Below are 25,058 nucleotides of genomic sequence, written 5' to 3'. Positions count from 1 at the left end.
AAAATCGCAAAACGCCTTAGTCCAATGAAGAACACCATCGTTACCAAGGAGGCACCATGACCAGAGTTGCAATCGTCACCGGCGGAACGCGTGGCATCGGCGCGGCCATCTCCAGGGCGCTCAAGGCAGCCGGCCACACGGTTGCCGCCAGTTATGCCGGCAATGACGAGGCAGCGGCCAAGTTCAAGGCCGAAACCGGCATTGCAACCTACAAGTGGGACGTCGGCGATTTCGATGCCTGTGCTGCCGGCGTGGCACAGGTGGAGAAGGATCTCGGTCCGGTCGACATCCTGGTCAACAATGCCGGCATTACCCGCGACGGCTTCTTTCACAAGATGAGCAAGGATCAGTGGTCCGCCGTCATCCGCACCAATCTCGACAGCCTGTTCAACATGACCCGCCCGGTCATCGAAGGCATGCGCAATCGCGGTTTTGGCCGGGTGGTCGTGATCTCCTCGATCAACGGCCAGAAGGGGCAGGCGGGGCAGGTCAATTATTCCGCGGCCAAGGCCGGCGATATCGGCTTCGTCAAGGCACTGGCCCTGGAAGGCGCGGCCAAGGGCATCACCGCCAATGTGATCGCGCCCGGCTATATCGGCACCGAGATGGTGCAGGCGATCGATCCCAAAGTGCTGGAAACGCGCATTCTGCCGCTGATTCCGACAGGTCGGCTGGGTCAGCCTGACGAAATCGCCCGCGCCGTGGTGTTCCTGGCCTCCGACGATGCCGGCTATATCACCGGTTCGACGCTCAGCATCAATGGCGGGCAGTACCTGGCCTGAGGCAGGGCAGCGCAACTCTCCAGTGGGATGTGAGACGATCGATGGAACGCGGCGACCCGTTTCGCGTTCCATCAGCGCAGCCGTCAGAAACTGCTTGCCGATAATCTTGCGTCATCCTTTCCCGGGCTAAAGCGTTTTGCGATTTGGCGGAATCGCCAAGAATCGCAAAGACGCTCTAGCCAATCCATTGGATTGGCTTGGAACCAAGGAGTTAGAGCAAACAAGCGTTTCCATCTAAACGCGCTTTGCTCTAGGAGAGGAAAGTTCCTATGAGCAATCCATGACCATCGATTTCCATCACCGCCTCGCCTCCGTCGCCAGTGAGATCGAAGATGTGCTGGTGGCGATCTTCGACGTCGCCACCACGCCGCCGGTGCCGGCACGGCTGCTGGGCGCGATGCGCTATGCGGTTCTGGGCGGTGGCAAGCGGCTGCGCCCCTTCCTGGTGGTCGAAACGGCTCGCCTCCTGAAGGGCGATCAGACTACCGCTCTGCGTGCGGGTGCGGCGATCGAGCTTGTGCATGTCTATAGCCTCGCTCATGACGATCTGCCGGCGATGGATGACGACGCGTTGCGGCGTGGCAAGCCGACGCTGCATCTTGCCTATGACGAGGCCACCGCCATCCTGGCCGGGGATGCGTTGCAGACCCTGGCCTTCGAGACCCTTGCGGATGCCGCGACCGGCACCGATGCGGGCATGCGGGCCGAACTGGTGCGCCTGCTGGCCAAGGCCGCCGGCGGTGCGGGCATGGCCGGTGGCCAGATGCTGGACCTCGAGGCGGAAGGGCGTTTCGAAGGAACAGCCGAGCTCTCGGCGCAGGCCATCGCCCAGCTCCAGGCGATGAAAACGGGCGCGATCCTGTCGTGCGCGGTGGAGATGGGTGCGGTCATCGGGCGTGCCGATGCGCCGGTTTATCAGACCCTGCTGTCCTATGGACGCGCTCTGGGCGCCGCCTTCCAGATCGCCGACGACATTCTCGACATCGAAGCCTCGAGCGCGGAGCTTGGCAAGGCCACCGGCAAGGATGCCGACCGCGGCAAGGCGACATTGGTCAGCCTGTGGGGCGTGGACAAGGCACGGGCCGAGCTCGAGCGTCTTACCGGCGATGCCCTCGGCGCCCTTGCCGGTTTTGGTGCCGAGGCGGATATCCTGCGCGCCGCCGCCCGCTTCACGGCGGACAGGCGCAAGTGAGATTCCAAGTGGGGCTCCACGCGAGACGGCGAGCGAGACCACTGAGGTGAGGCATTTCCTACGTCCGCTGACCGCCAGGCCGGTCCTGCTCTGGAGCCTCGTCGCTGGCATGGCTCTTGGTCTCGTCATACCGGGCCTGCCCTGGCTCGAACGCCTGTTGGCAGGGTGGTGCCTAGCCACCGCGATTTTCGTCGTCATCGTCAGCTACAAGCTGTCGCGCCTGCCACCGGATCGCTTCAGCCACCGGGCTGATTCCCTTGACGAAGGTGCCGTGACCATTCTGATCCTGTCGATGCTGGCCGCCGCCACCAGCTTTGCCGGGGTGATCTTCGAGCTTCAGGCAACCAAGAACCAGGCTGACAGCGATAGCCTGTCATTGCCGCTGATGGTGGCGACCATCGTCTGTTCCTGGTTCTTCATCCATACCATCTTCGCCATCCATTACGCCCATATCTATTACAATGACGGCGGCCGGCCGGGTAAACCGAGCCTGGATTTCGGCGGTGACCCCGAACCGCCGGATTATTGGGATTTCGTCTATTTTTCCGTAGCGATCGGGGCTTCCTCGGCGACGTCGGACACCAATCTGCGTTCGCGGCCGATGCGCCGCATCGTCGCCGCCCATGCGGTGTTCTCGTTCTTCTTCAACGCCACCATCCTGGCCCTGGCGATCAACATCGCGGCCGGGTTGCTGGGTGGGAACTGACGGCGGCGTCGCAGCCTTTCCAGGAAAAGCCTGCCTCCATTAGCGTTGCGGACTGCTGCAGGGACCGACAACGCGTTCGACCGATAGGAGTGGTGCGGCAACGGCACCACTGCGCGTAAAGCGACCGAACACGACAAGGCATCGTCCGGCCTTCCAGGCCCGGCCGACCGCGTGCCGCATTACCTCATGGTTTCCATCCGCCGCCGCGATGGGGGGCGGCGCGACGCCGGCGTAGATCGCCGGCTTGCCCTCCCCGCCTTCGAGCTGAATGGTCCTGGTCCCTGCAGGACAAGGAGCGGGCTTGGAACAGTAATCCGGCTCGCCGGATGCCGTCCGGCAGGGGATGGGCCTGGACCAGCAACTCAGGGGGCCGGCCTTGCCGCCGACCTTGAGCATGGCCGTCGGTCCATCGGAGTCCTCAGCCATGGCAATCGCGGCAGCCGGCATCGCCACCAGCATTGCCGTGGCGATAGCGAGCCTGACGATCAGAACCATTCGGCTTTGCATGCGCGCGGTCAGGCGATGGCGGTCGCCACGTTGCGTTCCACCCGCATGCCCTTGCGCTCCTCGGACGGCGTGCGGTCGAAATGCTCGGAATAGCATTTGGAGAAGTGCGAGGCGGAGACGAAGCCGCAGGCCAGGCCCACCGAAAGGATCGGCATCGAGGTCTGGCGCAGGAGCTGGCGGGCGCGGTTGAGGCGCATTTCGAGATAGTAGCGGGTCGGCGTGGTATCGAGATAGCGCTGGAACAGCCGTTCGAGCTGGCGTGGCGACAGGCGCACGGTCCGGGCGAGTTGGGCGCAGGACACCGGACGTTCCAGGCGCTTGTCCATCTCGCCGATCACGGCGAGGAGCTTGGGATGGGAGACGCCCAAACGCGCGCGCAGTTCCATGCGCTGGCGCTCGTGGGAATCGCGCATGCGATGATGGATGAGTTCGTCGGTAACGAGGGCGCTGATGACAGCACCTTTCTTGGCGGTGATCAGCGCCAGCATCATGTCGATCGAGGCGGTGCCGCCCGCGCAGGTGAAGCGATTGCGGTCGATCTCGAACAGTTCCTGCGTGGCATCGATCTCAGGGAATTCCTCGCGGAAGCTGTCGTAGTTTTCCCAATGGATGGCGCAGCGATGGCCGTCGAGCAGACCGGCCTTGGCAAGGATATAGGTGCCCGTGCATACGGCGCCGATCGAGACGCCGTAGAAGGCGAGCTTGCGCAGCTTGGCGATCAGCGAGCCGTGATCGTATTTCTGCACGTCCATGCCGGAGCACACGATGATCTCCGGCATCGGCCCGACATCGGCATAGGAACCGTCGACCGCCAATGCCACCCCGTTCGACGCCTCGATCGGCTGGCCGTCAGGCGAATAGAGCCGCCAGGCGAAGGCCTTGGCGCCGGTGACGTAATTCGTCAGGCGCAGGACCTCCACAGCCGCCGCGAAAGCGATCATCGAGAAGTTGGGGGTGAGCAGAAGGCCGACGGTATGCGTGGCGCCGATATCCGGCCGGATATTCATACGCGATTCTCCCTGGGACCTCCGCCGGGGGGCCGGCGGTACGAAGCGTGACGGAGGCGGGAAAGCGCACCAGACGGAGCGCTCGCCCTCATGATGGCATCGGGCATCTACGCGCCCATTGTGGTCAAAAGCGTCGGTTGCGGGGCGGTTTGTACCGCGTTCTTCGAAACGACGAACCGAGACGATATTGCGACATTTTTTGAAGAATTCTGATGTGGGGCCGACCATATGTCGCGTTTAATGTCGTAAATTGACAAGTATGAGATATTCGGATGCGACCCAATGGTCAAATACTATCCCAAATGCGTCCTTTACGGGGCATGGAAGATAGCGCCTTTTGTGCAATTTCTTCCAATGCGACAAAAGGCGCGTCGCTTCCGTGCTAGACTGGCCCCGGCCGGGGTGATGATAGTCGCCCCATTCAAGACTCCATCCAACGGGCGGCAACACGTGCGGTTTTCTGTCTTTTCCCTGGCGCGCAATGCGCTGCGTGGTCATCAGGACTGGCCCGAGCAATGGCGCTCGCCCGAACCGAAGGCCAGCTACGACGCCATCATCATCGGCGCCGGCGGGCATGGCCTCGCCACCGCCTATTACATGGCTGCCGAGCATGGCATGACCAATATCGCCGTGCTCGAAAAGGGCTGGCTGGGCGGCGGCAATACCGGCCGCAACACCACCATCATCCGCTCCAACTATCTGTGGGAGGAGAGCGGCAAGCTCTACGACCACGCGATGAAGCTGTGGCAGAACCTGTCCCAGGTGCTGAACTACAACGTGATGTATTCGGCCCGCGGCGTGATGATGCTGGCGCACAATGTGCACGACATCCAGGTATTCAAGCGCCATATCCATGCCAATCGCCTGGCCGGCATCGACAATGAATGGCTGACGCCGGAAGAGGCGAAGGAATTCTGTCCGATCCTCAACATCTCCAAGGACATCCGCTATCCGATCATGGGCGCCGCCCTGCAAAGGCGCGGCGGCGTCGCTCGCCACGACGCGGTGGCTTGGGGCTATGCCCGCGCCGCCGATGCGCTGGGCGTCGACATCATCCAGAACTGCGAGGTTACCGGCATCCTGCGCGATGCCTCAGGCGCCGTCTCCGGGGTGGAGACCTCCAGGGGCACGATCCGGACCAAGAAGCTCGGCGTCGTCGCCGCTGGCCACACCTCGGTGGTGATGGACATGGCCGGCGTGCGCATGCCGCTGGAAAGCTATCCTCTGCAGGCGTTGGTGTCGGAGCCGTTGAAGCCGATCATGCCCTGCGTGGTGATGTCGAACACCGTGCATGCCTATATGTCGCAATCGGACAAGGGCGACCTCGTCATCGGTGCCGGAACCGACCAATATGTCTCCTATTCGCAGACGGGCGGCCTGCACATCGCGGCCCACACGCTGGACGCGATCTGCGAGCTTTTCCCGGTGGTTCGCCGCACCCGCATGATGCGCAACTGGGGCGGTATCGTCGACGTCACGCCCGATCGCTCGCCCATCCTCTCGAAGACCCCGGTACCTGGCCTGTTCGTCAATTGCGGCTGGGGCACGGGCGGCTTCAAGGCGACGCCGGGCTCGGGCCACGTCTTCGCCCATACGGTGGCGACAGGCGAACCCCATCCGATCGCCGCTCCCTTCACTCTCGATCGCTTCCGCACCGGACGCCTGATCGACGAAGCGGCCGCCGCCGCCGTCGCGCACTGAGGACCGTCATGCTGCTCATTCGCTGCCCTTATTGCGAACAGGATCGCCCGGAACTGGAGTTCCGCAACATGGGCGAGGCGCATATCGCCCGCCCCGCCTTCGCCGACAATCCGACGGACGAGGTCTGGGAAGGCTTCCTCTACACACGCTCCAATCCCAAGGGGCTGATCGCCGAGCGCTGGCGCCATGTGCATGGCTGCGCACGCTTCTTCAACGCCGTGCGCCATACCGTGACCGACAAGTTCGTGAAGACCTACAAGCAGGGCGAGCCCAAGCCCGATCTGGCGGCGCTCGCCGCCGAGCTTGCCGCCGCCACGCCCTCCAATAAGGAGGCGCGCGCGTGACCGCCTCTCTCCGTACGGCGGCCGGCGGCCGCATCGATCGCGCCAAGCCGATCAACTTCACCTTCGACGGCATCGCCTATCAGGGCGTGCGTGGCGATACGCTCGCCTCCGCTTTGCTCGCCAATGGCGTGCACCTGATCGGCCGCTCCTTCAAATATCACCGGCCGCGCGGCATCATGTCATCAGGTTCGGAAGAGGCGAATGCGATGGTGACGGTGATCCGGGATGCCGGACGCACCACGCCCAATCTGCGCGCCACGCAGGTCGAGCTCTATGAAGGCCTCGTCGCGACAAGCCAGAATCGCTGGCCTTCGCTGAAATTCGATGCCGGCGCCGTCAACGACGCGATGTCGCCCTTCCTGGCCTCGGGCTTCTACTACAAGACCTTCATGTGGCCGCAGAGCTTCTGGAAGAAGGTCTACGAGCCCAGGATCCGCGCTGCCGCCGGCTTCGGCGAGGCGCCCAAGGTGGCCGATCCCGACCGCTACCTCAACCGCTATGCCCATTGCGACGTGCTGGTGGTGGGCTCCGGGCCGGCGGGCCTGGCGGCCACCATCGCCGCGGCCGAGACCGGCGCCTCGGTGATCCTGGTCGACGAGCAAGCCGAGCTCGGCGGCTCGCTGCTGACGGAGACCACGGCCACCATCGAAGGCCGGGCGGCGCGCGACTGGGCCACCGACATCATCATGTCGCTGGCCCTCAACGATCGTGTCCGGCTGATGCCGCGCACCACCGCCTTCGGCTGGTATTCGGACAATTTCGTCGCGCTGGCCGAAAGGCTGACCGACCATGTGGCCCAGCCGGAAGCCCGCACGCCGCGCGAACGGCTCTGGCAGGTGCGCGCCAAACAGGTCGTCATCGCAGCCGGTGCGATCGAGCGTCCCCTGGTGTTCCCGGAGAACGACCGTCCGGGCATCATGCTGGCCGATGCGGCCCGCACCTATGTCAACCGCTACGGCGTCAAGCCGGGCAACCGCGCGGTGGTGTTTACCGCCTGCGACACCGCCTACCAGGCCGCGCTCGACCTCAAGGCCGCCGGCGTCGAGATCGCCGTGATCGCCGATATCAGGACCGATGGCGGCGCGCTGGTCGGTGCTGCCCGGGAGGCCGGCATCCGCGTCAACCTCGGCGCGACGATGATGGGCACCAGCGGGCGCTTGCGTGTCAATGCGGTCAGGCTTGGCCGGGTCGCCACGGATGGCGTCAGCGTCAGTGATCGTGAGACCGTCTCCTGCGATCTTGTGCTGATGTCGGGCGGCTGGACGCCGACGGTGCACCTGTTCTCGCAGTCGCGCGGCAAGCTGCGTTATGACGAAGCCAAGCAGATCTTCGTGCCGGGCTTTGCCCGCGACGAGGAGCGCTCCGCCGGCGCCTGCCGCGGCGTGTTCGACTTCGGCGCGGTGATCAATGACGGCTTTGCCGCCGGCCACGAGGCCGGGCGCGATGCCGGTTTCGACAGGGGCGCGCTCAAGACCTTCGACGTCGATGGCGAGACCTCTCCCGAAGGGTTCTACACCGGCGCCTTGCCGCATGACCGCAATGCCGCCAAGGTCAAGGCCTTCGTCGACTTCCAGCACGATGTCACCGCCAAGGACATCAAGCTGGCGACGCGCGAGGGCTTTCGCTCGATCGAGCATGTCAAGCGCTACACCACCACGGGCATGGCGACCGACCAGGGCAAGACCTCCAACATCAATGCGCTGGCGATCGCCGCCAAGGCTATTGACAAGAAGGTGCCGCAGGTCGGCCTGACAACTTTCCGCCCACCCTATACCCCGACCAGCTTCGGCCTGTTCGCCGGCACGGCGCGCGGGGACCTTTTCGATCCCGTGCGCAAGACCCCGATGCACGAGGCCGAGGTCGAACTGGGCGCAGTGTTCGAGGATGTCGGCCTGTGGAAACGCGCCTGGTATTATCCTCGCGCCGGGGAGAGCATGCATGACGCGGTCAATCGCGAGTGCAAGACGGTGCGCGACAAGGTCGGCATGTTCGACGCGACCACGCTTGGCAAGATCGAGGTCGTCGGCCCGGATGCGGCGGAGTTCATGCACCGCATCTATGTCAACCCGTTCATGAAGCTGGAGCCGGGCCGCCTGCGCTACGGCATCATGACCCGCGACGACGGCTTCGTCTATGACGACGGCGTGGTCGGCCGCATGGCTCCGGACCGCTTCCATGTCACCACCACCACGGGCGGGGCGCCTCGCGTGCTTTCGCATATGGAGGACTATCTCCAGACCGAGTGGACCGACCTCAAGGTCTGGTTCACCTCCACCACCGAGCAATGGGCCGTCATCGCCGTGCAGGGGCCGCATGCCCGCGACGTGCTGGCGCCCCTGGTCGAGGGTATTGACATCTCCAAGGACGGCATGCCGCACATGTCGGTGAAGGAGGGCCGCATCTGCGGCGTTCCCACCCGGCTGTTCCGCATGAGCTTCACCGGCGAGGCTGGCTTCGAGGTGAACGTGCCGGCGGCCTATGGCCGTGCGGTGTGGCAAGCCATCCATGCCGAGGTCGTCAAATATGATGGCTGCGCCTATGGCACCGAGGCGATGCATGTGCTGCGCGCCGAGAAGGGCTACATCATCGTCGGCCAGGATACCGACGGCACGCTGACCCCGGACGAAGCTGGCGTCGGCTGGGCCGTGGGCAAGGCCAAGGCGGACTTTGTCGGCAAGCGCGGCCTGATGCGGCCTGATTTGCAGGATCCCAACCGCAAGCAGTTCGTCGGACTCGCCACCGTCGATCCCGGCGTGGTGCTGGAAGAGGGCGCCCAGATCACCGAGGTGGCGCAGCCCGCCCTCGGCGAGCATGCCCTCGGCCATGTCACCTCGGCCTATTGGAGCGCCAATCTCGGCCGCTCCATCGCCCTCGCCAATCTCGAGCGTGGCCGTTCGCGCTATGGCGAGACGGTCTATGTGCCGATGCCCGGCGGCTCGATCGCCGTGACGGTGGTCGACCCTATCTTCATCGACAAGGAAGGAGCGCGGCTCAATGGCTGATACTGCAACCCGCCGCGATCCGCTCGACGGCATCGCGCCGATCACCGCCCGCAGCCGCCTCACCATCGAGGCGGCGCCACGCGGCGCCCGTCTGGTGCTGCGCGGACCGGACAGCGCTGCGGCCGCGGCCGGCCAGGCCTTCGGACTGACCCTGCCGACGGCAATCAACACCGCCACCACCGACGGCACGCGCACCGCCTTCAAGCTCGGCCCGGACGAGTGGCTGCTGCTTGCGCCGGAGAATGGCGAGGCCGAGGCCTATGCCGCCATCGAGGCCGCCGTCCAGGAGCCCCATTCGCTGGTGGATGTCAGCCACCGCAATATCGGCGTCCTGCTCTCGGGTTCGCTGGCCGCCGATGTGCTGAATGCCGGCGTCATGCTGGATCTCGACCCCAAGGCCTTTCCCGTCGGCACCGCCACGCGCACGCTCTACGCCAAGGCGGAGATCGTGCTGTGGCGCAAGGGGGCGAGCGATTTCCACGTCGAGGTCTGGCGTTCCTTCACCGACTATTTACATGGCCAGCTCGAGCAGGCCGCGCGGGAATATGTGAAGTAACCTTCCTGGGACCGCCGGCTTTCAGCCGGCTCTTGGAAACGCACCGCCTATTTGTTGCGATGGCGGACCTCGAGATGCGGCAGGCCCCAGCAGGTCAGGCCCATATCGGCGGCCATCATGCCCAATCCCTCGGTTTCGATCTCTCCGAAGCTGGAGGTTTCGATATAGGCCTTGGTGCCCCGCGCCAGTGGATTGCGCTCGCCGTAATAGAAGGGCGGAAAGATCAGGCCGTCGCGGTGGATATCGGCCCTCACCAGCAGCACGGTGCCGCCGACCGCGTCGAGCGGAACGATCTCACCCTCCTCTCGCAGATGCTCCAGATAATATTGGCCGTGGTCGCGCCAGCCATTCTTGTCGAAGGTCGGGCCGCCATAGCGCAGCACGCAATGGGGCTGAAGGATGTCCTTGTCGTAGGATAGCAGCGTCTCGATCAGGTCGGCGGGAAACTCGACCACGTCGACATCCAGCCACAGCACCCAGTCCTCGTCCGCGAGGGCATTGAAGAGCAGGTGGTTGCGGCTGCGGGCAAGCACGGCGCGCCGCTGGGTCTGGATGTCGGGCGCCCAGCGGGGGACGTTGTCGGGAATGTGGAAGGCGAAATCCTTCTTCCAGAAGCCGGTTCGCCTGAATCGCCTGGAGAGCTTGTCGGCGATGGCCCGGAAAGCTTCCTGCGTGCCATCGCGGCTGTCGCTCTCCAGAAAGCCGAGCGAAAGCGCCTTGCTCGGATAGGTCAGGCGTTCGAGGTTCTGCAGGTAGGTTTCCGCTAGATCGGCAGCGTCCTTGATAGGGGTCAGGATGAGAACCCTGGGCGGGTTGTGGCGAGAGGCGGTGCGGCTTGGACGGGAGGTCATGCTTCCATCCTGATTCAGCTTGAGCCCGACCGCAAGGGCCCCGGCCTCCATGGCGGGGGGAAGGAAAGGCGTGGCGCTGGCTTCTCGAGCGGTTATCCCCGCAGCAGAGCAAGTATGGCTTCGGCCGTCGCGGTATCGGTCACGACGGCGTTGATCAGCCTTGCCCGTACGGCGCCGATGATCGACTTCGCCTTGGCGGGGGAAACGGCCACACCGATGACGAGAGGGACGGCCCGCAATTGCTCCGGCGACACCGCGATCAGGCGCTCGTCGCCGTCCCAGGGCACCAGATTGCCCTCCTCGTCGAAATAATGCCGGATCACGTCGCCAGCCGCCTGCACCAAAGCGCGTTCGCTCGAAGTGGCGGCGCCGGCGTGCACCGGATCGACCCCATGCGGCAGGCCGACACCCACCAGCGCGGCATCGATGCGGTCCCACAGCGCGATCTGGTCGCGGATGGTGGGATCGTTGACGAAGGCGTCGCGATATTCCTGCGACGGCAGATAGGGCGCGTGGATGAATTGGGGCGTGCCGCCGAGTTGCTCGGCCGCCAGCCGCACGAATTCGCTGATCTGGAAATGGGGGGCCGGCTGCTGCATGCCGCCGGTCGCGGGCACCGTGATCACGCCCGGTATGCTGGGCAGCCCGGCGCGGATCACCTCGCGGATGGCGCGGCCCCAGCCGATGGCGAGCACCGAGCCGTCCTTCAGCCCGGCTTCCTTCAGCAGCGTGCCGATGGGCTGGGCCAGCGACGCCAGCAATCCGACCTCGCTGGTCTCCACCAGCGCCGCCCTATGCAGGCCTAAGGCCTCGACGAGCTCGCGGGTCAGGTCCTCGGGAGCGGTGAAATCTCGGATCTCGATGCGGACGATGCCTTCATCCCGCGCGCGGCGGAGCAGCCGCGAGATGGTCGCCGTCGACAGGCCGAGGCGCCGGGCGATCTCGACCTGCGACAGGTCGGATTCATAGTGAAGGCGCGCCACCATGTGCAGCGTCTTGCGGGTGGCCGAGGCGTCGCTGGTCAGGCTGTCCGACAGTTTGCAATTCCTTTCAGAAATATGTTACATCGATGATGACAGAGAGGGAAGAACATCGCTGACCGGTCTCTCGGCCTGCCATCGCAAGATCGCTACCCGCTCGACAGGAAACAAGCAACGGCCGCGATGGAAGCTGCCGAGGCAAAGGGAGAAGAACGCCATGGCGGCGATGACGACGGCGGAATATCGCGGCTACCGACAGATCTGCGGTGGCAATGGCGCCATGATGGTGATCGCATGCGACCAGCGCGGCGGCATGCGCACCATCCTGGCGAGCGACCCGGCCGACCAGGCGGCGATCAGCGATGCGATGCTCGGCGAGACCAAGGCCGACATCGTGCGCCATCTCGCCAACGAGGCGTCCTGCGTACTGCTCGATCCTCTCTGCGCCGTGCCCAAGGTGGTGGACGATGGTGTGCTGGCGCGGGACGTGGCGCTGCTGATCGGGCTCGACGCGTCCGGCTTCGACCGCTCGCCGGAAGGCTATCGCCTCTCGCGCCTGGTGCCCGGCATCGATGCCCGCCGCGTACGCGAGCTCGGCGGCACCGGCGGCAAGATCATGGTCTATCTGCGGGCTGACAGGCCCGAGGCCAACGCCCACAACATCGAGATCCTGCGCCGCTGCATCGAGGATTTCGCCCGCGAGGACCTGCTGCTGGTGGTGGAGTTCCTCACCTATGACCTGCCCGGCGAAAGCCGCGAGGATCATGCGGCCAAGATCCCGGAACTGGTGGTGGAGGGCACCCGCATCTGCCTCGATCTCGGTTCGAAAGTATTGAAGCTGCCATTTCCCGGCCATGCGGAGGCCTGCGCCGCGGTTTCCCGCCTTGCCGGTGGCGTGCCCTGGGCCGTGCTGTCGGCCGGCGTCGACCATGCGACCTTCCTCGGCCAGGTCGAGACCGCGATGCGCAAAGGCGCTTCGGGCGTGATTGCCGGCCGGGCGCTATGGAAGGATTGCATCTCGCTCGACCGCGCGGTGCAGGCCGACAGGCTGCGCAACGTCGCGGTGCCACGCCTGCGCGAGATCCAAGCGGTGATCGAGCGACATTTCGTCAAGGCGCAAGCCGCCTGAGAGGCCGGTCATGCCAAGCAAGTCCGAGGTTGAGCCCGAGGCGATCGGCATCGATATCGGCGGCACCAATCTGAGGGCCGCGCGGGTGGCGGCGGGAGGCGAGATCCTGCAACGGCTCGCCGAGCGCACCGTGGCGGAACCCCTGGCCCTCGTCGACAGGCTGGCCGAGATGATCGACCGCCTCGACAGTCCCGCCGTGGGTAGCATCGGCATCGGCGTGCCCGGCCGGGTGGATGCGCTGCGCGGCGAGGTTCTCTCGGGCGGCTATGTCGATCTGTCGAGCGTGCCGCTCGCGTCCGTGCTGGCCGAACTTACCGGCAAGCGGATCTTCGTCGACAATGACTGCAACATGGCGCTGGTCGGCGAAATGGCTGTCGGCGCGGCGCGGGGAACCGCCAATGTGGCGATGCTGACGATCGGAACCGGTATCGGCGGCGCCGTGGCGCTGGAGGGCAGGGTGTTACGCGGCCGGCGCAGCGCCGGCCAGTTCGGCCATGTCACCGTCGTTGTCGGTGGCCTGCCCTGCGCCTGCGGCCGGCGCGGCTGCGTGGAGACCACCAGTTCCGGCACGGCGCTGGGGCGGCATATCCGCGAAGCCGGCCTGCCGGCGGACATCACGGCCGGCCAGTTGCTTGGCCTTCGCCTCGATGGGGACAGGCAGGCGGAGGCCGTCATCAGGGCCTGGGCCGAGCCGCTGCGCGCCGCCATCGACAGCCTGGTGGCGGCCTTCGATCCGGCGCTGGTCCTGCTCGGCGGCGGCCTCGGCAAGGCCGCTGAGGTTGCCCTGCAGACCGTGCCGGCCTTGTCGGCCTGGTATCAATGCCCGGTTGCCGCCGCGACGTTGGGTGACGATGCCGGCGTGATCGGGGCAGCCCTGGCCGGCAGGCGGGAGGCAGGTCCATGAAGAAGGTCTTGCGCATGAAGAAGGCGGTTCTGGTCAACGGCGTTCCCGCCAGCGGCAAGAGTTCCGTTGCCCGCCTCGTCGCCGATGCGCGCGGCTGGGCCATTCTCGGCCTCGATACGGTAAAGGAGCCGTTCTTCGACCATCTCGGCGTGGGCGATCGTGACTATAACCGCAAGCTCGGCCGGGCGAGCTCGCAGGCGATCTGGTCGATCGTCGGCGATGCACCCGATGGCATGACCTTCGTGGTGGACGCCTGGTTCGGCTTCCAGCCCCGCGAGGTGCTGGAAGATTATCTTGCCCAGGCCGGGATCGGCCTCACGGCGGAGATCTGGTGCCATGCCCCGCCGGACATCCTGGTGGAACGCTATCGCGCCCGCCTGTCATCCCGCCATGCCGGCCATCCCGGTGAGGCCTTCCTGCCCGAGCTGGTGGCATTGGCGCAGCGCGCCGAACCGCTCAGGCGCGGTCCGCTGTTCGATATCGACACCGCAGCAGGCTTCGACGAAGCGGAACTGCTGGCCTGGCTGGATCAGGTTTTGGTCGGGTGAGCGGTATGCCTCGCATCGTGCGATGAGACCGCCATGCTCCGCCGCGAACAGGGGCAGATACACATCCGATGCTTCGAGAATGAAGCGTGGGTGATCCTTCCCCGGTTGCGGGGAAGTCCGGAACATCTTCGAAAGTGAAGATGTTCCTGTCGTCGCTGCGGAGCAGTGACGGAAGGGGGAGGGGCGCTTCGAGGGCAGTAGAATGGCAGGTCGTGCCACTTGCCCCCACTCGACCTCGCTTCGCGAGGCCACCTTCCCCGAAACCGGGGAGGGATTATCCGGCTTTATTCGGCCTGGCCGAGTGCTATGCGGACTCCTGGCCCCTGCGCGAGAAGCCCGGTCCGACTGCAGGCGTACTCAGACGCCCAGCATCAGCTGGATGTTCTGCACGGCCGCGCCGGAAGCGCCCTTGCCGAGATTGTCCAGCCGCGCCACCAGCACCGCCTGGCGATGGGCTTCGTTCGGGAAGACGCGAAGCTCCAGCCGGTCGGTGTCGTTGAGCGCTTCCGCCTCGATCTTGCCGGCACCGTCCAGCGGCTCCACGTTCACCAACTTGGCACGGGCATAATAGTCGGCGAGAATCGCATGCAGCTCCGCTGCCTTCGGCTTGCCCGTCAGCGTGTCGAGATGCAGCGGCACCGAGACCAGCATGCCTTGGCGGAAATTGCCGACGGAAGGCACGAAGATCGGCCGGCGCGTCAGGCCGGTATAGGCCTGCAGTTCCGGCACATGCTTATGCTCGAGTGTCAGGCCGTAGAGTTCGAAGGACGGCGCGGTACCGGCCTCATAGGCCTCGATCATCGACTTGCCGCCGCCGGAATAGCCGCTCACCGCATTGACGGTGACGGGATAGTCCTGCGGGATCACGCCGGCATCGACCAGCGGCCGCAGGAGGGCGATCGCCCCGGTGGGGTAGCAGCCGGGATTGGCGACGTGGCTGGCGCTTGCGATCCTGGCGGCCTGGTCCGGCGCCAGTTCGGCAAAGCCATAGACCCAGCCGGGGGCGACGCGATGGGCGGTCGAGGCGTCCAGCACCTTGGGCTTGCGGCCGTCGAGTTCACCGATCAGCGCCACCGTTTCCTTGGCGGCGGCATCGGGCAGGCAGAGCACCACGAGGTCGACTTCGGCCAGGAGCGCCTTCTTCGCCGCGACGTCCTTGCGCAGTTCCGGCGCGATGCTGCGCAGGGCAATGCGCGCCACCGACGCCAATCGCTCGCGGATGCCCAGGCCCGTGGTGCCGGCTTCGCCGTCGATGAAGACGGTACGGACGGCGCCGGCCTGGTGCGGCTTTTCGGCGAGATCGGAGAGGGCGGCCATGTCTGATCCTCCTTTGAGGAGAGGCGGGCTGTCGGGAACGCTGGCTATATCGGAGCAAGAGGTGTCACTGTCAATGTCGGATCGATGGGGCAGGTCCTTCCCGGCGCGCGCGGATCATACCCTGATCCTCATCTTCGGAACGACGAGGTAACAACTTACGCTGTGGCGACGAATATCGTTACAGCGGCTGGAATCACATGTTTTAGCGCAAAAAGTGTGGTTTTCGGCACGCTCACTTGATTTGGCTCCGCTGCCGGAGCGGGTCATAGTCCTGTTCATGCGGAGCGGCGACAGGCCGTTTCCGCCATCCAGCAACAGAAGGAAACTCCCATGTCCGTGTTCACCAAGGCCAGCACCGCCTTCGCTCTCGCCGGCGCCGTCGCCAGCGCCGCCGCTTTGCTGTCGGCTCCCGCCAGGGCCGACGATTCCAAGGAGAAGTGCTACGGCGTCGCCCTCAAGGGCCAGAACGACTGCGCGGCCGGTGCCCATTCCTGTGCAGGCACGTCGACGATCGACTATGACGGCCAGTCCTTCAAGCTGGTGCCCAAGGGCAGCTGCGTCACCATGAAGACCCCGACGGGCATGGGCTCGCTGACGCCCGTCAAGAGCTGATATCGAGCTCGCGGGGGCTCTCGTCGCCTCACGGCGATGGCTCCCGCGCCCTCCCCATCTCGGAGAACGCCATGAGCAAAGCAACCAGCACGACCCTGCCATTGCGCGCCGGCGCCGGGCTCAAGCCGGAGCATGTCGAGACCATTCTCGCGACCCGGCCCGACATCGGCTTCTTCGAGGTTCATGCCGAGAATTACATGGGTGCCGGCGGTCCGCCGCATGCCCAGCTTCGGGCCATCTGCGAGAACTACTCACTGTCGCTGCACGGCGTCGGCCTGTCGATCGGCGCGGCGCGGCCGCTGGACAAGGATCATCTCGCCCGGCTGAAGGCGCTCGAACAACGCTATCGCCCGGCGAGCTTTTCGGAGCACCTGGCCTGGTCGAGCCATGAGGAGGTCTTCCTCAACGATCTCCTGCCGGTGCCCTATACCACCGAAACATTGCAGCGTATCTGCGCGCATATCGATGAGGTGCAGGAGACGCTGGGGCGGCCCATGCTCCTGGAGAATCCCTCGACCTATCTCCTGTTCGAGGAGAGCACCATCGAGGAGACCGATTTCCTGCGCGAGATCGCGGGGCGTACCGGCTGCGGCCTGCTGCTCGACATCAACAATGTCTTCGTCTCCGCTACCAATCACGCGACCTCGCCCGAAGCTTATCTCGATCGCTTCCCGCTTGATCTCGTCGGCGAGATCCATCTCGCCGGCCATGCCGAGACGGTCGACGATGCCGGCGCGCCGCTCTTGATCGACGCCCATGACCGGCCGGTCGCCGATCCGGTCTGGGCGCTCTATGAACGCGTCATCGCCCGGACCGGGCGGCTGCCGACCCTGATCGAATGGGACAATGACGTGCCGGACTGGCCGGTGCTGGCCCGCGAGGCCGCGCTTGCCGAGGCCGCGATGGCACGGGTCATGCGAGCGAGGGCCGCCTGATGCTCGCCAAGATGCAATCCTCGTTCCGGCAGGCCGTGCTCGACCCGGCCGCCGCGCTGCCGCAGGGGCTCGCCGCCCATAATGGCGTGGCGCCGCACCGGCGCTTCGCCGTCTATCGCGACAATGTCGCGCTCGGCCTCGCCGCGGCACTGGAGAGCCGCTTTCCGGCCTCGATCGCCATCGTCGGCGCCGACTTCTTCCGGGCCCTCGCCATCCGCTTTGCGCGCGAGCATCCGCCGCGCTCGCCGCTGCTTCTCGATTACGGCAATCATCTGCCGGCCTTTACCGAAGCCTTCGAGCCGGCGCGGGCGGTCGCCTATCTGCCCGACGTGATGCGCCTGGAGATTGCCCGGGCCCAGGCCTATCACGCCGCCGATGCCGAGCCTGCCTCGCCGGCCGCCCTCAGCGGCCTCGATCCTGCACGGCTGCACGAAGTGCGGGTCGAGATCCATCCGGCGGCGCGTCTCCTGCGTTCGGCCTTCCCGGTGGCGACGATCTGGCAGATGAATGCCGGCGGCGAGGCGCGGGAGATCGCGGATTGGTCCGGCGAAGACGTGCTGGTGACCCGTCCCCGCCTCGATGTCGAGGTGCAGATCCTGCCGCCGGGCGGCCATGCCTTCCTGGCCACCCTGCTGGCCCGGCACCCCTTGGAGGCGGCGGCAGAGGCTGCTTTCGCCGAAACCCCTGATTTCGACCTAGCCGCCGCCATTGCGGGGCTGGTTGCGGCCGGCATCGCCCGCCGCTTCGAGATCTGAACCTGCCGGAGAGTGTTGCCATGACCCGCACGACATTCGCATCCCCCGGCCCGGCAGCACCGGGATTGGCGGATCGCCTGATCCACCTCTTCACGCTGATCCCGCATTGGCTGATCGCCCTGATCGCCCGTATCGCCCTGTTCCGGGTGTTCTGGTGGTCGGCGCGCACCAAGGTGGCTGACGGCACGCTGTTCTCCCTGTCGGACAGCGCCGTCTATCTCTTCCAGGAAGAATACAAGCTCCCGCTGCTGCCGCCGGAGTTCGCCGCCCATCTGGCCCTGCTGGGCGAGAGCGTGTTCTCCGTGCTGGTTCTTATCGGGCTGGCGACGCGGCTCGGCGGCCTCGGCCTGTTCGGCATGGCGCTGGTGATCCAGCTCTTCGTCTATCCCGACCATTACAACGAGCACCTGCCCTGGATGGTCTGCGCCCTCTATCTCGCCAAGTTCGGCGGCGGCTTCTTCTCCCTCGACGCCCTGATCGCCCGCTGGACCGGCCGCAAGGTCGCGTTCGCCTGAGGTGAGGCGGCGTTGCCTATGAGCCGATGTCGCTTTGCCTGACCTTGGCATAATGCCGGCTGGCCTTGGCGCGATTGCCGCAGGTGGCCATGTCGCACCAGCGGCGGGTACCGCTCTTGCTTTCGTCGAGGAACAGGAAGCGGCATTCGGGATTGGCGCAGCGCCGGATGCGGTAACGCTCGGCGGCGGGAATGAGATCGCCGGCCGACCATAGCACCGGGGCGAGCAGATAAGCGGCGGCTGGTTCAAAGGCGCCGATGGTCCAGGCATAGCCTTGTTGCGAGCGGACCAGACGGTTTCGTGGCGGGGCCTGTGCGATCGCCTGCGCCAGGTCCAAGAAGTCCTGCTCCTCTACCCCCCGGTTCTGCGCAACCGCTGCGAGGCTGCGGTAGAGCGTCTCCCGAAGCCTGATGGCTTCGTCGAAGAGCCGGTCCGCCGCCGTGGGATGCGCCTTCGACCAATGCGTCGCCTGTTCGGCCAGCCGAGGTACCTCGTCACCCTGCCGCGCCGTCCAGGCCAGCAGGTCCGCCATGCCGTTCAACCGCTCGACGGGCTTTTCGCGGCCCCGCCAGGAGCGGGTATTGGCATAGTCGATGCAGAGATCGGCGCGCACCGGAGCAATCAGCAAACTCGCTCCCTCCCTCTGGCCTCTGGGGCTAGCCGCCGGGTTTTCGATCAACGCTGACGGCTGCTGGGTTTTTCTAACCCCCATGGGGGTTGACGGTCAAGGCAAGGAGGTCGATGCTATAACCATCATGATGGTTATAAATTCCTGATGAAACCGATGCGAGGAGGGCGCCATGCTGACCGAAGCTCGCAAAGCCGTGCCGAAAGACCAACGGCGATCCGTTCCCCACGCCAGGGCACAAGCCGCAATTCCGCTCTGGGCGATGCTCGCGGCCCTCTCCGCGGTGGCGGCCATGAGCCAGGCCTTTCGTACGGTCGCAACCCTGTTCGCCAGCGAGTTGCAGCGGGAGTTTGGCGCCTCCACCCAAGAGATCGGGCTGTTCGCCGGCGCCTTTCATTTGTCCTTCGCGGTGGCGCAGATTCCCATCGGCGTCGCGCTCGACCTTTTCGGTCCGCGCCGTACCGTCAGCGCGGCATTCCTGCTGGCCTGCGCCGGCTCCTTCCTGTCCGTGTTCGCACCGAACCTGCCCGTGCTCGTCGCCAGCCAGGTGCTGATCGGCATCGGCTGCGCGCCGGCTTTCCTCGGCGCCATCGTCTTCGTCACCAACCGCTATCCAGCCTCGCAATTTGCGCGGCTCTCCGGCCTGGTGCTGAGCTTCAGCGGCATCGGCATGCTGATCACCGGCACACCGCTCGCCTTCGTGGTCGAAACCTGGTCCTGGCGGGCTGGCTTCCTGGTGCTGGCGATCCTGTCGGCGATCGTCCTGGCCGCGAATGTCCTGCTGGTTTCGGACGAGAGGGTCGAACCCGGTCGTGAGCGCAAACGTCCGGGGCTGCTTGCCGCCTTTGCCGAGATAGGTCCCCTTCTCGCGCAGAGGCATACGCTCGGCATCCTGCTGCTCGGCGGTGTCTCCTATGCCGCCTTCCTCACCTTGCGCGGTCTGTGGGCCGTGCCGATGCTGATGGATCGGCACGGCTTCGGCCTCGTCGTCAGTGGGCACATCATGCTGGCGACCTCGGTCGCAGCCCTGCTCGGTCCACCCGTTTTCGGCCTGCTCAAGCCGGGCAATCGCGGCCGGCGCTACTGGATCGTCGCCAGCGCGGCCTTTTGCATTGCCGCTTTTGCGGCCTTGGCCGGGCAGTCGTCGAGCCTCGTCGATGTCATCGCGGTGGTCTTGCTCGGATTCATGACCGGCTATTTCATCCTGCAATATGCCGATGTCCGCGCCGCCTATGTCGAGGAGGTCGTCGGCCGGGCCTTCGCCGTGTTCAACACCGCCATCTTCCTCGGCGTCGCCGTGATGCAATGGCTGACGGGACTGGTGGGATCCTTCGCGGCGGCCCAGGAAGCCGATCCTTTCACGCCCGTCTTTGTGGTGATCATCGTCCTGTTGGCCGCCGGCATCGCCAGCTTCGTCCTGCTGCCCTGGCCGCGCGGCAAGGGTTGGGAGCGCTGACACGTCGCACCGGAAAGCTTGCCTCTTCCCCCTTGCGCATCAGGCCTGGAGCGCTCTACTTCAAGGCATGAATTTCGCCAGCGACAATTGGGCTGGAGCCAGCCCCAGGATCATCGAGGCGCTTGCCCGCGGCGCCGATGGTATCGCCCCTGCCTATGGGCAGGATGATCTTACCCGTGAATTGAAGGCACGCCTCGCCGATCTGTTCGGCTGCGAGGTCGGCGTGCTCTTCGCTGCCACCGGCAGCGCCGCCAATTCCCTGGCCCTGAGTGCCCTCAGCCCGCCTTATGGCGCTGTCTATGCCTATGAAGAGGCGCATATCGTCGGCGACGAGGCCGGTGCGCCAGAGTTCTTCACCCAGGGCGCGCGCCTGGTGCCGATCGCCGGCGCCGGCGGCAAGCTGACCCCGGCCGGACTGGAGGCCACGCTGGCACGGGGCTCGGGCTCCGGCTCTGCCATCCCCAAGCCGGCCGTGCTCTCGATCACCCAGGCAACGGAAAGCGGTACCGTCTATCGCCGGGGTGAGATCACCGCCCTGACCGAGATCGCCCGGGCACGGGGCCTCAAGGTGCATATGGACGGCGCGCGCTTCGCCAATGCCTTCGCCTTCCTTGCAAAGGCCGATGGCATCAGCCCCGCCGATATCACCTGGAAGGCGGGTGTCGATGCCCTGGCCTTCGGCCTCACCAAGAATGGCGCTCTGATGGCCGAGGCTGTCGTGCTGTTCGAGCCGGAGAAGGCGGCCGAGATCGAATGGCTGCGCAAGCGCAGCGGTCATGTCGTCTCCAAGGCCTGGCCGATCGCCGCGCAGTTCCTGGCCATGCTGGAGAACGATCACTGGCTCGATCTCGCTCGCCACGCCAATGGCATGGCGGCGGCTTTGTCGGAGGGCCTCGTCGCGGCGGGTCATCAACTCGGTTATGAGACGCAGGCCAACGAAGTCTTCGCCATCCTGCCGAAGACCGTGATCGCCCAATTGAGGCAGGCCGGTGCCCGCCTCTATGAATGGCCTGTTCACGGCCTACAGGCCGACAGGCGGCCCGCCGCCGATACCGACCTCGTGCGCCTGGTCACCTCCTTCGCGACGAAGGATGAAGAGGTGAAGAAGTTCCTGGCGCTGGTGGGGTAGGGGGAACTTTATTGGCGAATGCCGCCAATAACGCCCGGCTCATTGAGTTCAAGCCTTCAAAATATAACGTTGTCCCCTTCTCCCCTCGCGGGAGAAGGTGCCCCGAAAGGGCGGATGAGGGATGAAACTCGACTTGGATGGGGGATAACACCCTTCATCCGTCATTGCTCCGCAATGCCACCTTCTCCCGCAAGGGGAGAAGGCTTGTCGCGGTCCGCCTCACTTATCCTTCAACACCAGCGCACTGGTCAGGTCGCCAAGCAGCTTCTGCTTGCGGGCGGCCATCGCCGAGTCGCGCACGGTGATGCCGTGCAGCGTCGGCAGCTCGAAGCGGCGCGTGATGAAGCGCAGGATCGAGGTGGTGTCCATCGGGGTGTGGTCGACAATGCCGCGGCGCGCATAGGGCGAGACGATGATGGCCGGGATGCGCGAGCCGGGACCCCAGCGATCGCCCTTGGGCGGGGCGACGTGATCCCACAGGCCGCCATTCTCGTCATAGGTGACGACGACCAGCATATGCGGCCATTGCGGGCTCTTCTCGAGATGGGCGATCACATCGGCGATATGGGCGTCGCCGGCCTGGATGTCGGCATAGCCCGAATGCTCGTTGAGGTCGCCCTGCGGCTTGTAGAAGGAGACCTGCGGCAGCTTGCCGGCGTCGATCGCCTTGATGAATTCCACGCCCGCCAGGCCGCCGTCGCGCAGATGCTCGGCCCGGGCCGCAGTGCCCGGTGCGAAGCTGGCGTAATAATTCAGCGGCTGGTGGTGATACTGGAAATTCGGGATCGGCGTCTTGTTGCCGTGGTCGAGCACGTCCTGCCAGGCCCCGCCATACCAGGCCCAGCTCACCTGTTTGAGGCTGAGCAGGTCGCCGATGGTCGGTTCGGTCTGGGGCGGCAGCGTCGTCGGCTTTGCAGGATCGGCCAGCGCCTTGTCGCCGCCCTTCACTGGGTCGTTGCCGCTCGGCTGATAGGGCGGCTGCATGGTGTTCACGGCATAGAAATCAGGCGTGAGATTGCCGTCGCCGGCATATTTCGGGATGCCGTCCATCGCCGATTTCGGCGAGTTGGCGGCGGGCTTGAGCGTCACCCCATCGGGCTCGACCACCGCGATCGAGGGCTTCGCGGGGCTGGTGTCGGCGTTGGGGTAATAGGGCGCGCAGGCGCAGACCAGCCATTGATGGTTGAAGAACGAACCGCCGAAGCCGCCCATGAAGAAATTGTCGGCCAGGACATATTTCTGGGCGACCTGCCACATCGCCGTTTTCGAGCCGTCCCACAGGCTCATCACCAAGGCGCCGGAATCGGCATAGGCGACAAATCTGTCATTGCGCCCGCCATTGATCTGCATCTGGTTCTGGTAATAGCGGTGCCAGAGGTCACGCGTAATCGTGCCGTAGCTGAGGTTGAAACCCTTGGGGTCATCCGCATGGAAGGGGAGGTTGGGCAGGTGCTCGGTCTCGGCCTGGGTGACAGGCGGCGTCACGCCCTTGGCGGTCAGACCTTCCCAGATCGGCGGCAACTCGCGGAAGGGGTTGCCGTCGCGGTCGCGCTGGGTGCGCGCGCTTGCGGGTGCTTTCGCCACGCCGTTGGCGCCCGGAAAGCTGCCATAAAGATTGTCGAAGCTGCGGTTTTCCGCATAGATCACCACCACGGTGTCGATCAGCTTCAGATCCTCGGACGTTCCGGGCGCAGGCTTGGCTTTCTGGCCTGAAGCGCTTTCGGCAGCCAGCGCCGGCCCGAACGCCGCGATGGAAAGGCTCAACGCGTACACGACCGCCGCAGGTTTCATGCGCATCTGGGTCTCCTGCATCGATTTGCTTGTTGCTATCGTTCCCCTCAGCCCCTCATCTTATCCGGGCTGGCGGCGGAAGCCACCCCCGATCGCAATGAAGGAATGCAGCCATAAGCTTTCTTTGCAACAGGCGTGTGAGGCGGTTGGGCGGAGCTCTGGGGCTCGCCCTGCCGTTGCTGGCGATGACCTCGGTCCAGGCCGGCCAAGACGTGTCCCGTGCGATGTCGCGCGCGCAAGTACGCCAGCAGGCGCAGGCCCTCGGCGCCCTCGGCCGCTCCCTCTTCTTCGATCCCTCCCTGTCGGGGTCGGGCAAGCTTGCCTGTTCCTCCTGTCACGATCCCGCTCATGCTTTCGGGCCGGTAAACGATCGCGCGGTGCAGCTCGGCGGCGGCGACATGCATCGGTCCGGTGTGCGTGCCGTGCCCTCCTTGAAATATCTGCAGGTGGTGCCGCCCTTCACCGAACATTTCTACGATTCGGAGGATGAGGCCGACGAGAGCGTCGACAACGGCCCCACGGGAGGCCTGACCTGGGACGGGCGTGTCGACCGCGGCGCGGATCAGGCCCGGATTCCGCTGCTCTCGGATTTCGAGATGGGTAATCGGGATGGGGCCGAGGTGGCCCGCCGCGTGCTCGCCGCTGGGCACGGCAAGGCCATCGCCGCCATTGCCGGGCCGAAGGCGGCCGGCGATCCCGCCCTGGTCTACAAGACCGCCCTCAAGGCGCTCGAAGTGTTCCAGCAGGACTACCGGACCTTCTATCCCTATTCAAGCAAATATGACGCAGTTCTGGCCGGCAAGGCCGAGCTTACGCTCCAGGAGGCTCGGGGACTGGACCTGTTCAACGCGGCAGACAAGGGCAATTGCGCCTCCTGCCATATCAGCCAGCGCGGCAATGACGGCACGCCGCCGCAATTCACCGATTACGGCCAGATCGCGCTGGCCGTGCCGCGCAACCCCGACATTCCCGCCAACAAGGATCCGGCCTATCACGATCTCGGCCTGTGCGGGCCGCTGCGCACCGACTTTCTGAAGCGCGAGGATTATTGCGGCCTGTTCCGTACGCCGACCCTGCGCAACATTGCCCTGCGCAAGACCTTCTTCCACAACGGCACCATGCATTCCCTGCGCGATGCCGTGCGCTTCTATGTCGAGCGGGAAACCCATCCGGAACGCTGGTATCCGCGCAAGGCCGACGGCAGCATCGACAAATATGACGATTTGCCCGAAGCGGCAAAGGCGAACATCAACACCGACCCGCCCTTCGACCGCAAGGCCGGCGACGAACCGGCGCTGACACCGGCGGAGATCGACGATGTCGTGGTCTTCCTAGGCACGCTCACCGACGGCTATGAGCCGGCAAAGTGAGTATCGGATCGAAGCGACGGCCCTCTGGCCTGCGCTTCATGCGGTTCAGCTTCCCGCGGACTGGCCCGGCAGACCCAGCAGGCCCGTGACCGCCTCGGCGCCCTTGCCGGAGGCGGAGACTTCGCCATTGTCCCGGATTTCCAGCGCTGCGCCGTTGGAGAAGCTGAGGGACCAGCCGTCATCGCTGTCGTTGCGGCGTCGGTCGGTGAGTTCGATACCGGCCGCGGAAACCAATGCAATGGCCTTGTCGATGTCCATGGTCGTCACCTCGTGCAAGATGCCCCGGATCTTTCCCCCGGTCAGTTGGATCGCGAAGCCGCGGCAAGTCAAGGAGAAAGGGT

General features: G+C 65.4%; 25 protein-coding genes. 17 read left to right on the top strand and 8 right to left on the bottom strand.

Annotated features, from left to right (window positions below):
* The first annotated feature begins 56 nt into the window (after nucleotides 1-56).
* The 3 genes from phbB (at nucleotide 57) to AB4037_RS15735 (ending at nucleotide 2,680) form a co-directional block, all read left to right on the top strand.
* On the top strand, nucleotides 57-782 hold the full coding sequence (phbB, locus tag AB4037_RS15745; RefSeq protein WP_441772151.1) for an acetoacetyl-CoA reductase: 726 nt from the start codon (nucleotides 57-59) through the stop codon (nucleotides 780-782).
* A gap of 280 nt (nucleotides 783-1,062) precedes the next feature.
* Entirely contained in the window at nucleotides 1,063-1,974 is a 912-nt protein-coding gene (locus AB4037_RS15740) for a polyprenyl synthetase family protein (RefSeq protein WP_434958984.1), read from the top strand.
* A 46-nt stretch (nucleotides 1,975-2,020) separates the two neighbouring features.
* Complete coding sequence (locus AB4037_RS15735) at nucleotides 2,021-2,680, top strand: DUF1345 domain-containing protein (RefSeq protein WP_434958985.1); 660 nt, start codon at nucleotides 2,021-2,023, stop codon at nucleotides 2,678-2,680.
* 39 nt (nucleotides 2,681-2,719) lie between these two features.
* Here AB4037_RS15735 and AB4037_RS15730 read toward each other — a convergent pair whose 3' ends face one another.
* Nucleotides 2,720-3,175: a hypothetical protein gene (locus AB4037_RS15730; protein WP_441772150.1), complete on the bottom strand. Its 456-nt coding sequence runs from the start codon at nucleotides 3,173-3,175 to the stop codon at nucleotides 2,720-2,722.
* A 20-nt stretch (nucleotides 3,176-3,195) separates the two neighbouring features.
* Nucleotides 3,196-4,194, bottom strand: a complete 999-nt coding sequence (locus AB4037_RS15725) for a GlxA family transcriptional regulator (protein ID WP_434958987.1) — start codon at nucleotides 4,192-4,194, stop codon at nucleotides 3,196-3,198.
* 405 nt (nucleotides 4,195-4,599) lie between these two features.
* Here AB4037_RS15725 and AB4037_RS15720 point away from each other — a divergent pair, with 405 nt between their 5' ends.
* Genes AB4037_RS15720 through AB4037_RS15705 form a run of 4 tightly spaced genes read left to right on the top strand, consistent with a single transcriptional unit; the run spans nucleotide 4,600 to nucleotide 9,797 of the window.
* Nucleotides 4,600-5,895, top strand: a complete 1,296-nt coding sequence (locus tag AB4037_RS15720; protein ID WP_149255412.1) for a sarcosine oxidase subunit beta — start codon at nucleotides 4,600-4,602, stop codon at nucleotides 5,893-5,895.
* An 8-nt stretch (nucleotides 5,896-5,903) separates the two neighbouring features.
* Nucleotides 5,904-6,239 carry a sarcosine oxidase subunit delta gene (locus AB4037_RS15715; RefSeq protein WP_434958988.1) on the top strand — a complete coding sequence of 112 codons (336 nt, stop codon included), beginning with the start codon at nucleotides 5,904-5,906 and terminating at the stop codon, nucleotides 6,237-6,239.
* Nucleotides 6,236-9,241 (top strand): sarcosine oxidase subunit alpha family protein, encoded by a 3,006-nt coding sequence (locus AB4037_RS15710; protein ID WP_441772149.1) that lies wholly within the window; start codon nucleotides 6,236-6,238, stop codon nucleotides 9,239-9,241. Before AB4037_RS15715 ends, AB4037_RS15710 begins: the two co-directional genes overlap by 4 nt.
* A complete protein-coding gene (locus tag AB4037_RS15705; protein WP_441772148.1) occupies nucleotides 9,234-9,797 on the top strand; it encodes a sarcosine oxidase subunit gamma in 564 nt (187 codons plus the stop codon). Before AB4037_RS15710 ends, AB4037_RS15705 begins: the two co-directional genes overlap by 8 nt.
* Nucleotides 9,798-9,844: 47 nt before the next feature.
* Here AB4037_RS15705 and AB4037_RS15700 read toward each other — a convergent pair whose 3' ends face one another.
* Nucleotides 9,845-10,648 carry a hypothetical protein gene (locus AB4037_RS15700; protein ID WP_434958991.1) on the bottom strand — a complete coding sequence of 268 codons (804 nt, stop codon included), beginning with the start codon at nucleotides 10,646-10,648 and terminating at the stop codon, nucleotides 9,845-9,847.
* 92 nt (nucleotides 10,649-10,740) lie between these two features.
* Nucleotides 10,741-11,634 (bottom strand): sugar-binding transcriptional regulator, encoded by an 894-nt coding sequence (locus AB4037_RS15695; RefSeq protein ID WP_441772147.1) that lies wholly within the window; start codon nucleotides 11,632-11,634, stop codon nucleotides 10,741-10,743.
* Nucleotides 11,635-11,845: 211 nt separating this feature from the next.
* Here AB4037_RS15695 and AB4037_RS15690 point away from each other — a divergent pair, with 211 nt between their 5' ends.
* Genes AB4037_RS15690 through AB4037_RS15680 form a run of 3 tightly spaced genes read left to right on the top strand, consistent with a single transcriptional unit; the run spans nucleotide 11,846 to nucleotide 14,209 of the window.
* Nucleotides 11,846-12,757 carry a tagatose-bisphosphate aldolase gene (locus AB4037_RS15690; RefSeq protein WP_441772146.1) on the top strand — a complete coding sequence of 304 codons (912 nt, stop codon included), beginning with the start codon at nucleotides 11,846-11,848 and terminating at the stop codon, nucleotides 12,755-12,757.
* Between the two features lie 10 nt (nucleotides 12,758-12,767).
* Nucleotides 12,768-13,661, top strand: coding sequence for an ROK family protein (locus AB4037_RS15685; RefSeq protein ID WP_441772145.1), 894 nt, complete (start codon nucleotides 12,768-12,770; stop codon nucleotides 13,659-13,661).
* A complete protein-coding gene (locus AB4037_RS15680; protein WP_441772144.1) occupies nucleotides 13,658-14,209 on the top strand; it encodes an AAA family ATPase in 552 nt (183 codons plus the stop codon). The genes AB4037_RS15685 and AB4037_RS15680 overlap by 4 nt, the downstream gene beginning before the upstream one ends.
* Nucleotides 14,210-14,566: 357 nt before the next feature.
* Here the strand turns inward: AB4037_RS15680 and argC are convergent, their stop codons facing one another.
* Nucleotides 14,567-15,526, bottom strand: coding sequence for an N-acetyl-gamma-glutamyl-phosphate reductase (argC, locus tag AB4037_RS15675; RefSeq protein WP_441772143.1), 960 nt, complete (start codon nucleotides 15,524-15,526; stop codon nucleotides 14,567-14,569).
* Nucleotides 15,527-15,856: 330 nt separating this feature from the next.
* Between argC and AB4037_RS15670 the strand changes: the two genes are divergently transcribed.
* The 4 genes from AB4037_RS15670 (at nucleotide 15,857) to AB4037_RS15655 (ending at nucleotide 18,343) form a co-directional block, all read left to right on the top strand.
* Nucleotides 15,857-16,138: a BufA1 family periplasmic bufferin-type metallophore gene (locus AB4037_RS15670; RefSeq protein WP_149252839.1), complete on the top strand. Its 282-nt coding sequence runs from the start codon at nucleotides 15,857-15,859 to the stop codon at nucleotides 16,136-16,138.
* A 71-nt stretch (nucleotides 16,139-16,209) separates the two neighbouring features.
* A complete protein-coding gene (gene bufB / locus AB4037_RS15665) occupies nucleotides 16,210-17,073 on the top strand; it encodes an MNIO family bufferin maturase (RefSeq protein ID WP_441772142.1) in 864 nt (287 codons plus the stop codon).
* Nucleotides 17,073-17,828, top strand: a complete 756-nt coding sequence (locus tag AB4037_RS15660; RefSeq protein ID WP_434958998.1) for an HvfC/BufC family peptide modification chaperone — start codon at nucleotides 17,073-17,075, stop codon at nucleotides 17,826-17,828. Before bufB ends, AB4037_RS15660 begins: the two co-directional genes overlap by 1 nt.
* A gap of 20 nt (nucleotides 17,829-17,848) precedes the next feature.
* Entirely contained in the window at nucleotides 17,849-18,343 is a 495-nt protein-coding gene (locus AB4037_RS15655) for a DoxX family protein (protein ID WP_441772141.1), read from the top strand.
* Nucleotides 18,344-18,359: 16 nt separating this feature from the next.
* Here the strand turns inward: AB4037_RS15655 and AB4037_RS15650 are convergent, their stop codons facing one another.
* A complete protein-coding gene (locus AB4037_RS15650) occupies nucleotides 18,360-18,971 on the bottom strand; it encodes a CGNR zinc finger domain-containing protein (RefSeq protein ID WP_441772140.1) in 612 nt (203 codons plus the stop codon).
* Nucleotides 18,972-19,143: 172 nt separating this feature from the next.
* Between AB4037_RS15650 and AB4037_RS15645 the strand changes: the two genes are divergently transcribed.
* Together AB4037_RS15645 and AB4037_RS15640 are read left to right on the top strand one after the other, a co-directional pair.
* A complete protein-coding gene (locus AB4037_RS15645; RefSeq protein ID WP_441772139.1) occupies nucleotides 19,144-20,427 on the top strand; it encodes an MFS transporter in 1,284 nt (427 codons plus the stop codon).
* 67 nt (nucleotides 20,428-20,494) lie between these two features.
* Complete coding sequence (locus AB4037_RS15640) at nucleotides 20,495-21,556, top strand: threonine aldolase family protein (protein ID WP_441772138.1); 1,062 nt, start codon at nucleotides 20,495-20,497, stop codon at nucleotides 21,554-21,556.
* Between the two features lie 219 nt (nucleotides 21,557-21,775).
* Here AB4037_RS15640 and AB4037_RS15635 read toward each other — a convergent pair whose 3' ends face one another.
* Entirely contained in the window at nucleotides 21,776-23,347 is a 1,572-nt protein-coding gene (locus AB4037_RS15635) for an acid phosphatase (protein ID WP_441772271.1), read from the bottom strand.
* 185 nt (nucleotides 23,348-23,532) lie between these two features.
* On the opposite strand from AB4037_RS15635, the gene AB4037_RS15630 reads away from it, so the two are divergent.
* A complete protein-coding gene (locus AB4037_RS15630; RefSeq protein WP_434959743.1) occupies nucleotides 23,533-24,717 on the top strand; it encodes a cytochrome-c peroxidase in 1,185 nt (394 codons plus the stop codon).
* 45 nt (nucleotides 24,718-24,762) lie between these two features.
* Here the strand turns inward: AB4037_RS15630 and AB4037_RS15625 are convergent, their stop codons facing one another.
* Nucleotides 24,763-24,975: a hypothetical protein gene (locus AB4037_RS15625; protein ID WP_434959003.1), complete on the bottom strand. Its 213-nt coding sequence runs from the start codon at nucleotides 24,973-24,975 to the stop codon at nucleotides 24,763-24,765.
* Between the last annotated feature and the right edge of the window lie 83 nt (nucleotides 24,976-25,058).

This window comes from Labrys sp. KB_33_2, assembly GCF_052114505.1.
GTDB lineage: Bacteria > Pseudomonadota > Alphaproteobacteria > Rhizobiales > Labraceae > Labrys.
Note: the sequence above shows the minus strand (reverse complement) of the source record. Positions and strands in the feature narration are given on the sequence as shown.

Coding starts and splice junctions, on each gene's coding strand:
- AB4037_RS15625 (WP_434959003.1), bottom strand. CDS start 24,975: ATGGACATCGACAAGGCCATTGCATTGGTTTCCGCGGCCGGTATCGAA.
- AB4037_RS15670 (WP_149252839.1), top strand. CDS start 15,857: ATGTCCGTGTTCACCAAGGCCAGCACCGCCTTCGCTCTCGCCGGCGCC.
- AB4037_RS15690 (WP_441772146.1), top strand. CDS start 11,846: ATGGCGGCGATGACGACGGCGGAATATCGCGGCTACCGACAGATCTGC.
- AB4037_RS15680 (WP_441772144.1), top strand. CDS start 13,658: ATGAAGAAGGTCTTGCGCATGAAGAAGGCGGTTCTGGTCAACGGCGTT.
- AB4037_RS15630 (WP_434959743.1), top strand. CDS start 23,533: ATGACCTCGGTCCAGGCCGGCCAAGACGTGTCCCGTGCGATGTCGCGC.
- AB4037_RS15715 (WP_434958988.1), top strand. CDS start 5,904: ATGCTGCTCATTCGCTGCCCTTATTGCGAACAGGATCGCCCGGAACTG.
- AB4037_RS15720 (WP_149255412.1), top strand. CDS start 4,600: ATGATAGTCGCCCCATTCAAGACTCCATCCAACGGGCGGCAACACGTG.
- AB4037_RS15640 (WP_441772138.1), top strand. CDS start 20,495: ATGAATTTCGCCAGCGACAATTGGGCTGGAGCCAGCCCCAGGATCATC.
- AB4037_RS15655 (WP_441772141.1), top strand. CDS start 17,849: ATGACCCGCACGACATTCGCATCCCCCGGCCCGGCAGCACCGGGATTG.
- AB4037_RS15730 (WP_441772150.1), bottom strand. CDS start 3,175: ATGGTTCTGATCGTCAGGCTCGCTATCGCCACGGCAATGCTGGTGGCG.
- AB4037_RS15635 (WP_441772271.1), bottom strand. CDS start 23,347: ATGAAACCTGCGGCGGTCGTGTACGCGTTGAGCCTTTCCATCGCGGCG.
- AB4037_RS15695 (WP_441772147.1), bottom strand. CDS start 11,634: ATGGTGGCGCGCCTTCACTATGAATCCGACCTGTCGCAGGTCGAGATC.
- AB4037_RS15700 (WP_434958991.1), bottom strand. CDS start 10,648: ATGACCTCCCGTCCAAGCCGCACCGCCTCTCGCCACAACCCGCCCAGG.
- AB4037_RS15685 (WP_441772145.1), top strand. CDS start 12,768: ATGCCAAGCAAGTCCGAGGTTGAGCCCGAGGCGATCGGCATCGATATC.
- AB4037_RS15645 (WP_441772139.1), top strand. CDS start 19,144: ATGCTGACCGAAGCTCGCAAAGCCGTGCCGAAAGACCAACGGCGATCC.
- bufB (WP_441772142.1), top strand. CDS start 16,210: ATGAGCAAAGCAACCAGCACGACCCTGCCATTGCGCGCCGGCGCCGGG.
- AB4037_RS15725 (WP_434958987.1), bottom strand. CDS start 4,194: ATGAATATCCGGCCGGATATCGGCGCCACGCATACCGTCGGCCTTCTG.
- AB4037_RS15740 (WP_434958984.1), top strand. CDS start 1,063: ATGACCATCGATTTCCATCACCGCCTCGCCTCCGTCGCCAGTGAGATC.
- argC (WP_441772143.1), bottom strand. CDS start 15,526: ATGGCCGCCCTCTCCGATCTCGCCGAAAAGCCGCACCAGGCCGGCGCC.
- AB4037_RS15705 (WP_441772148.1), top strand. CDS start 9,234: ATGGCTGATACTGCAACCCGCCGCGATCCGCTCGACGGCATCGCGCCG.
- phbB (WP_441772151.1), top strand. CDS start 57: ATGACCAGAGTTGCAATCGTCACCGGCGGAACGCGTGGCATCGGCGCG.
- AB4037_RS15660 (WP_434958998.1), top strand. CDS start 17,073: ATGCTCGCCAAGATGCAATCCTCGTTCCGGCAGGCCGTGCTCGACCCG.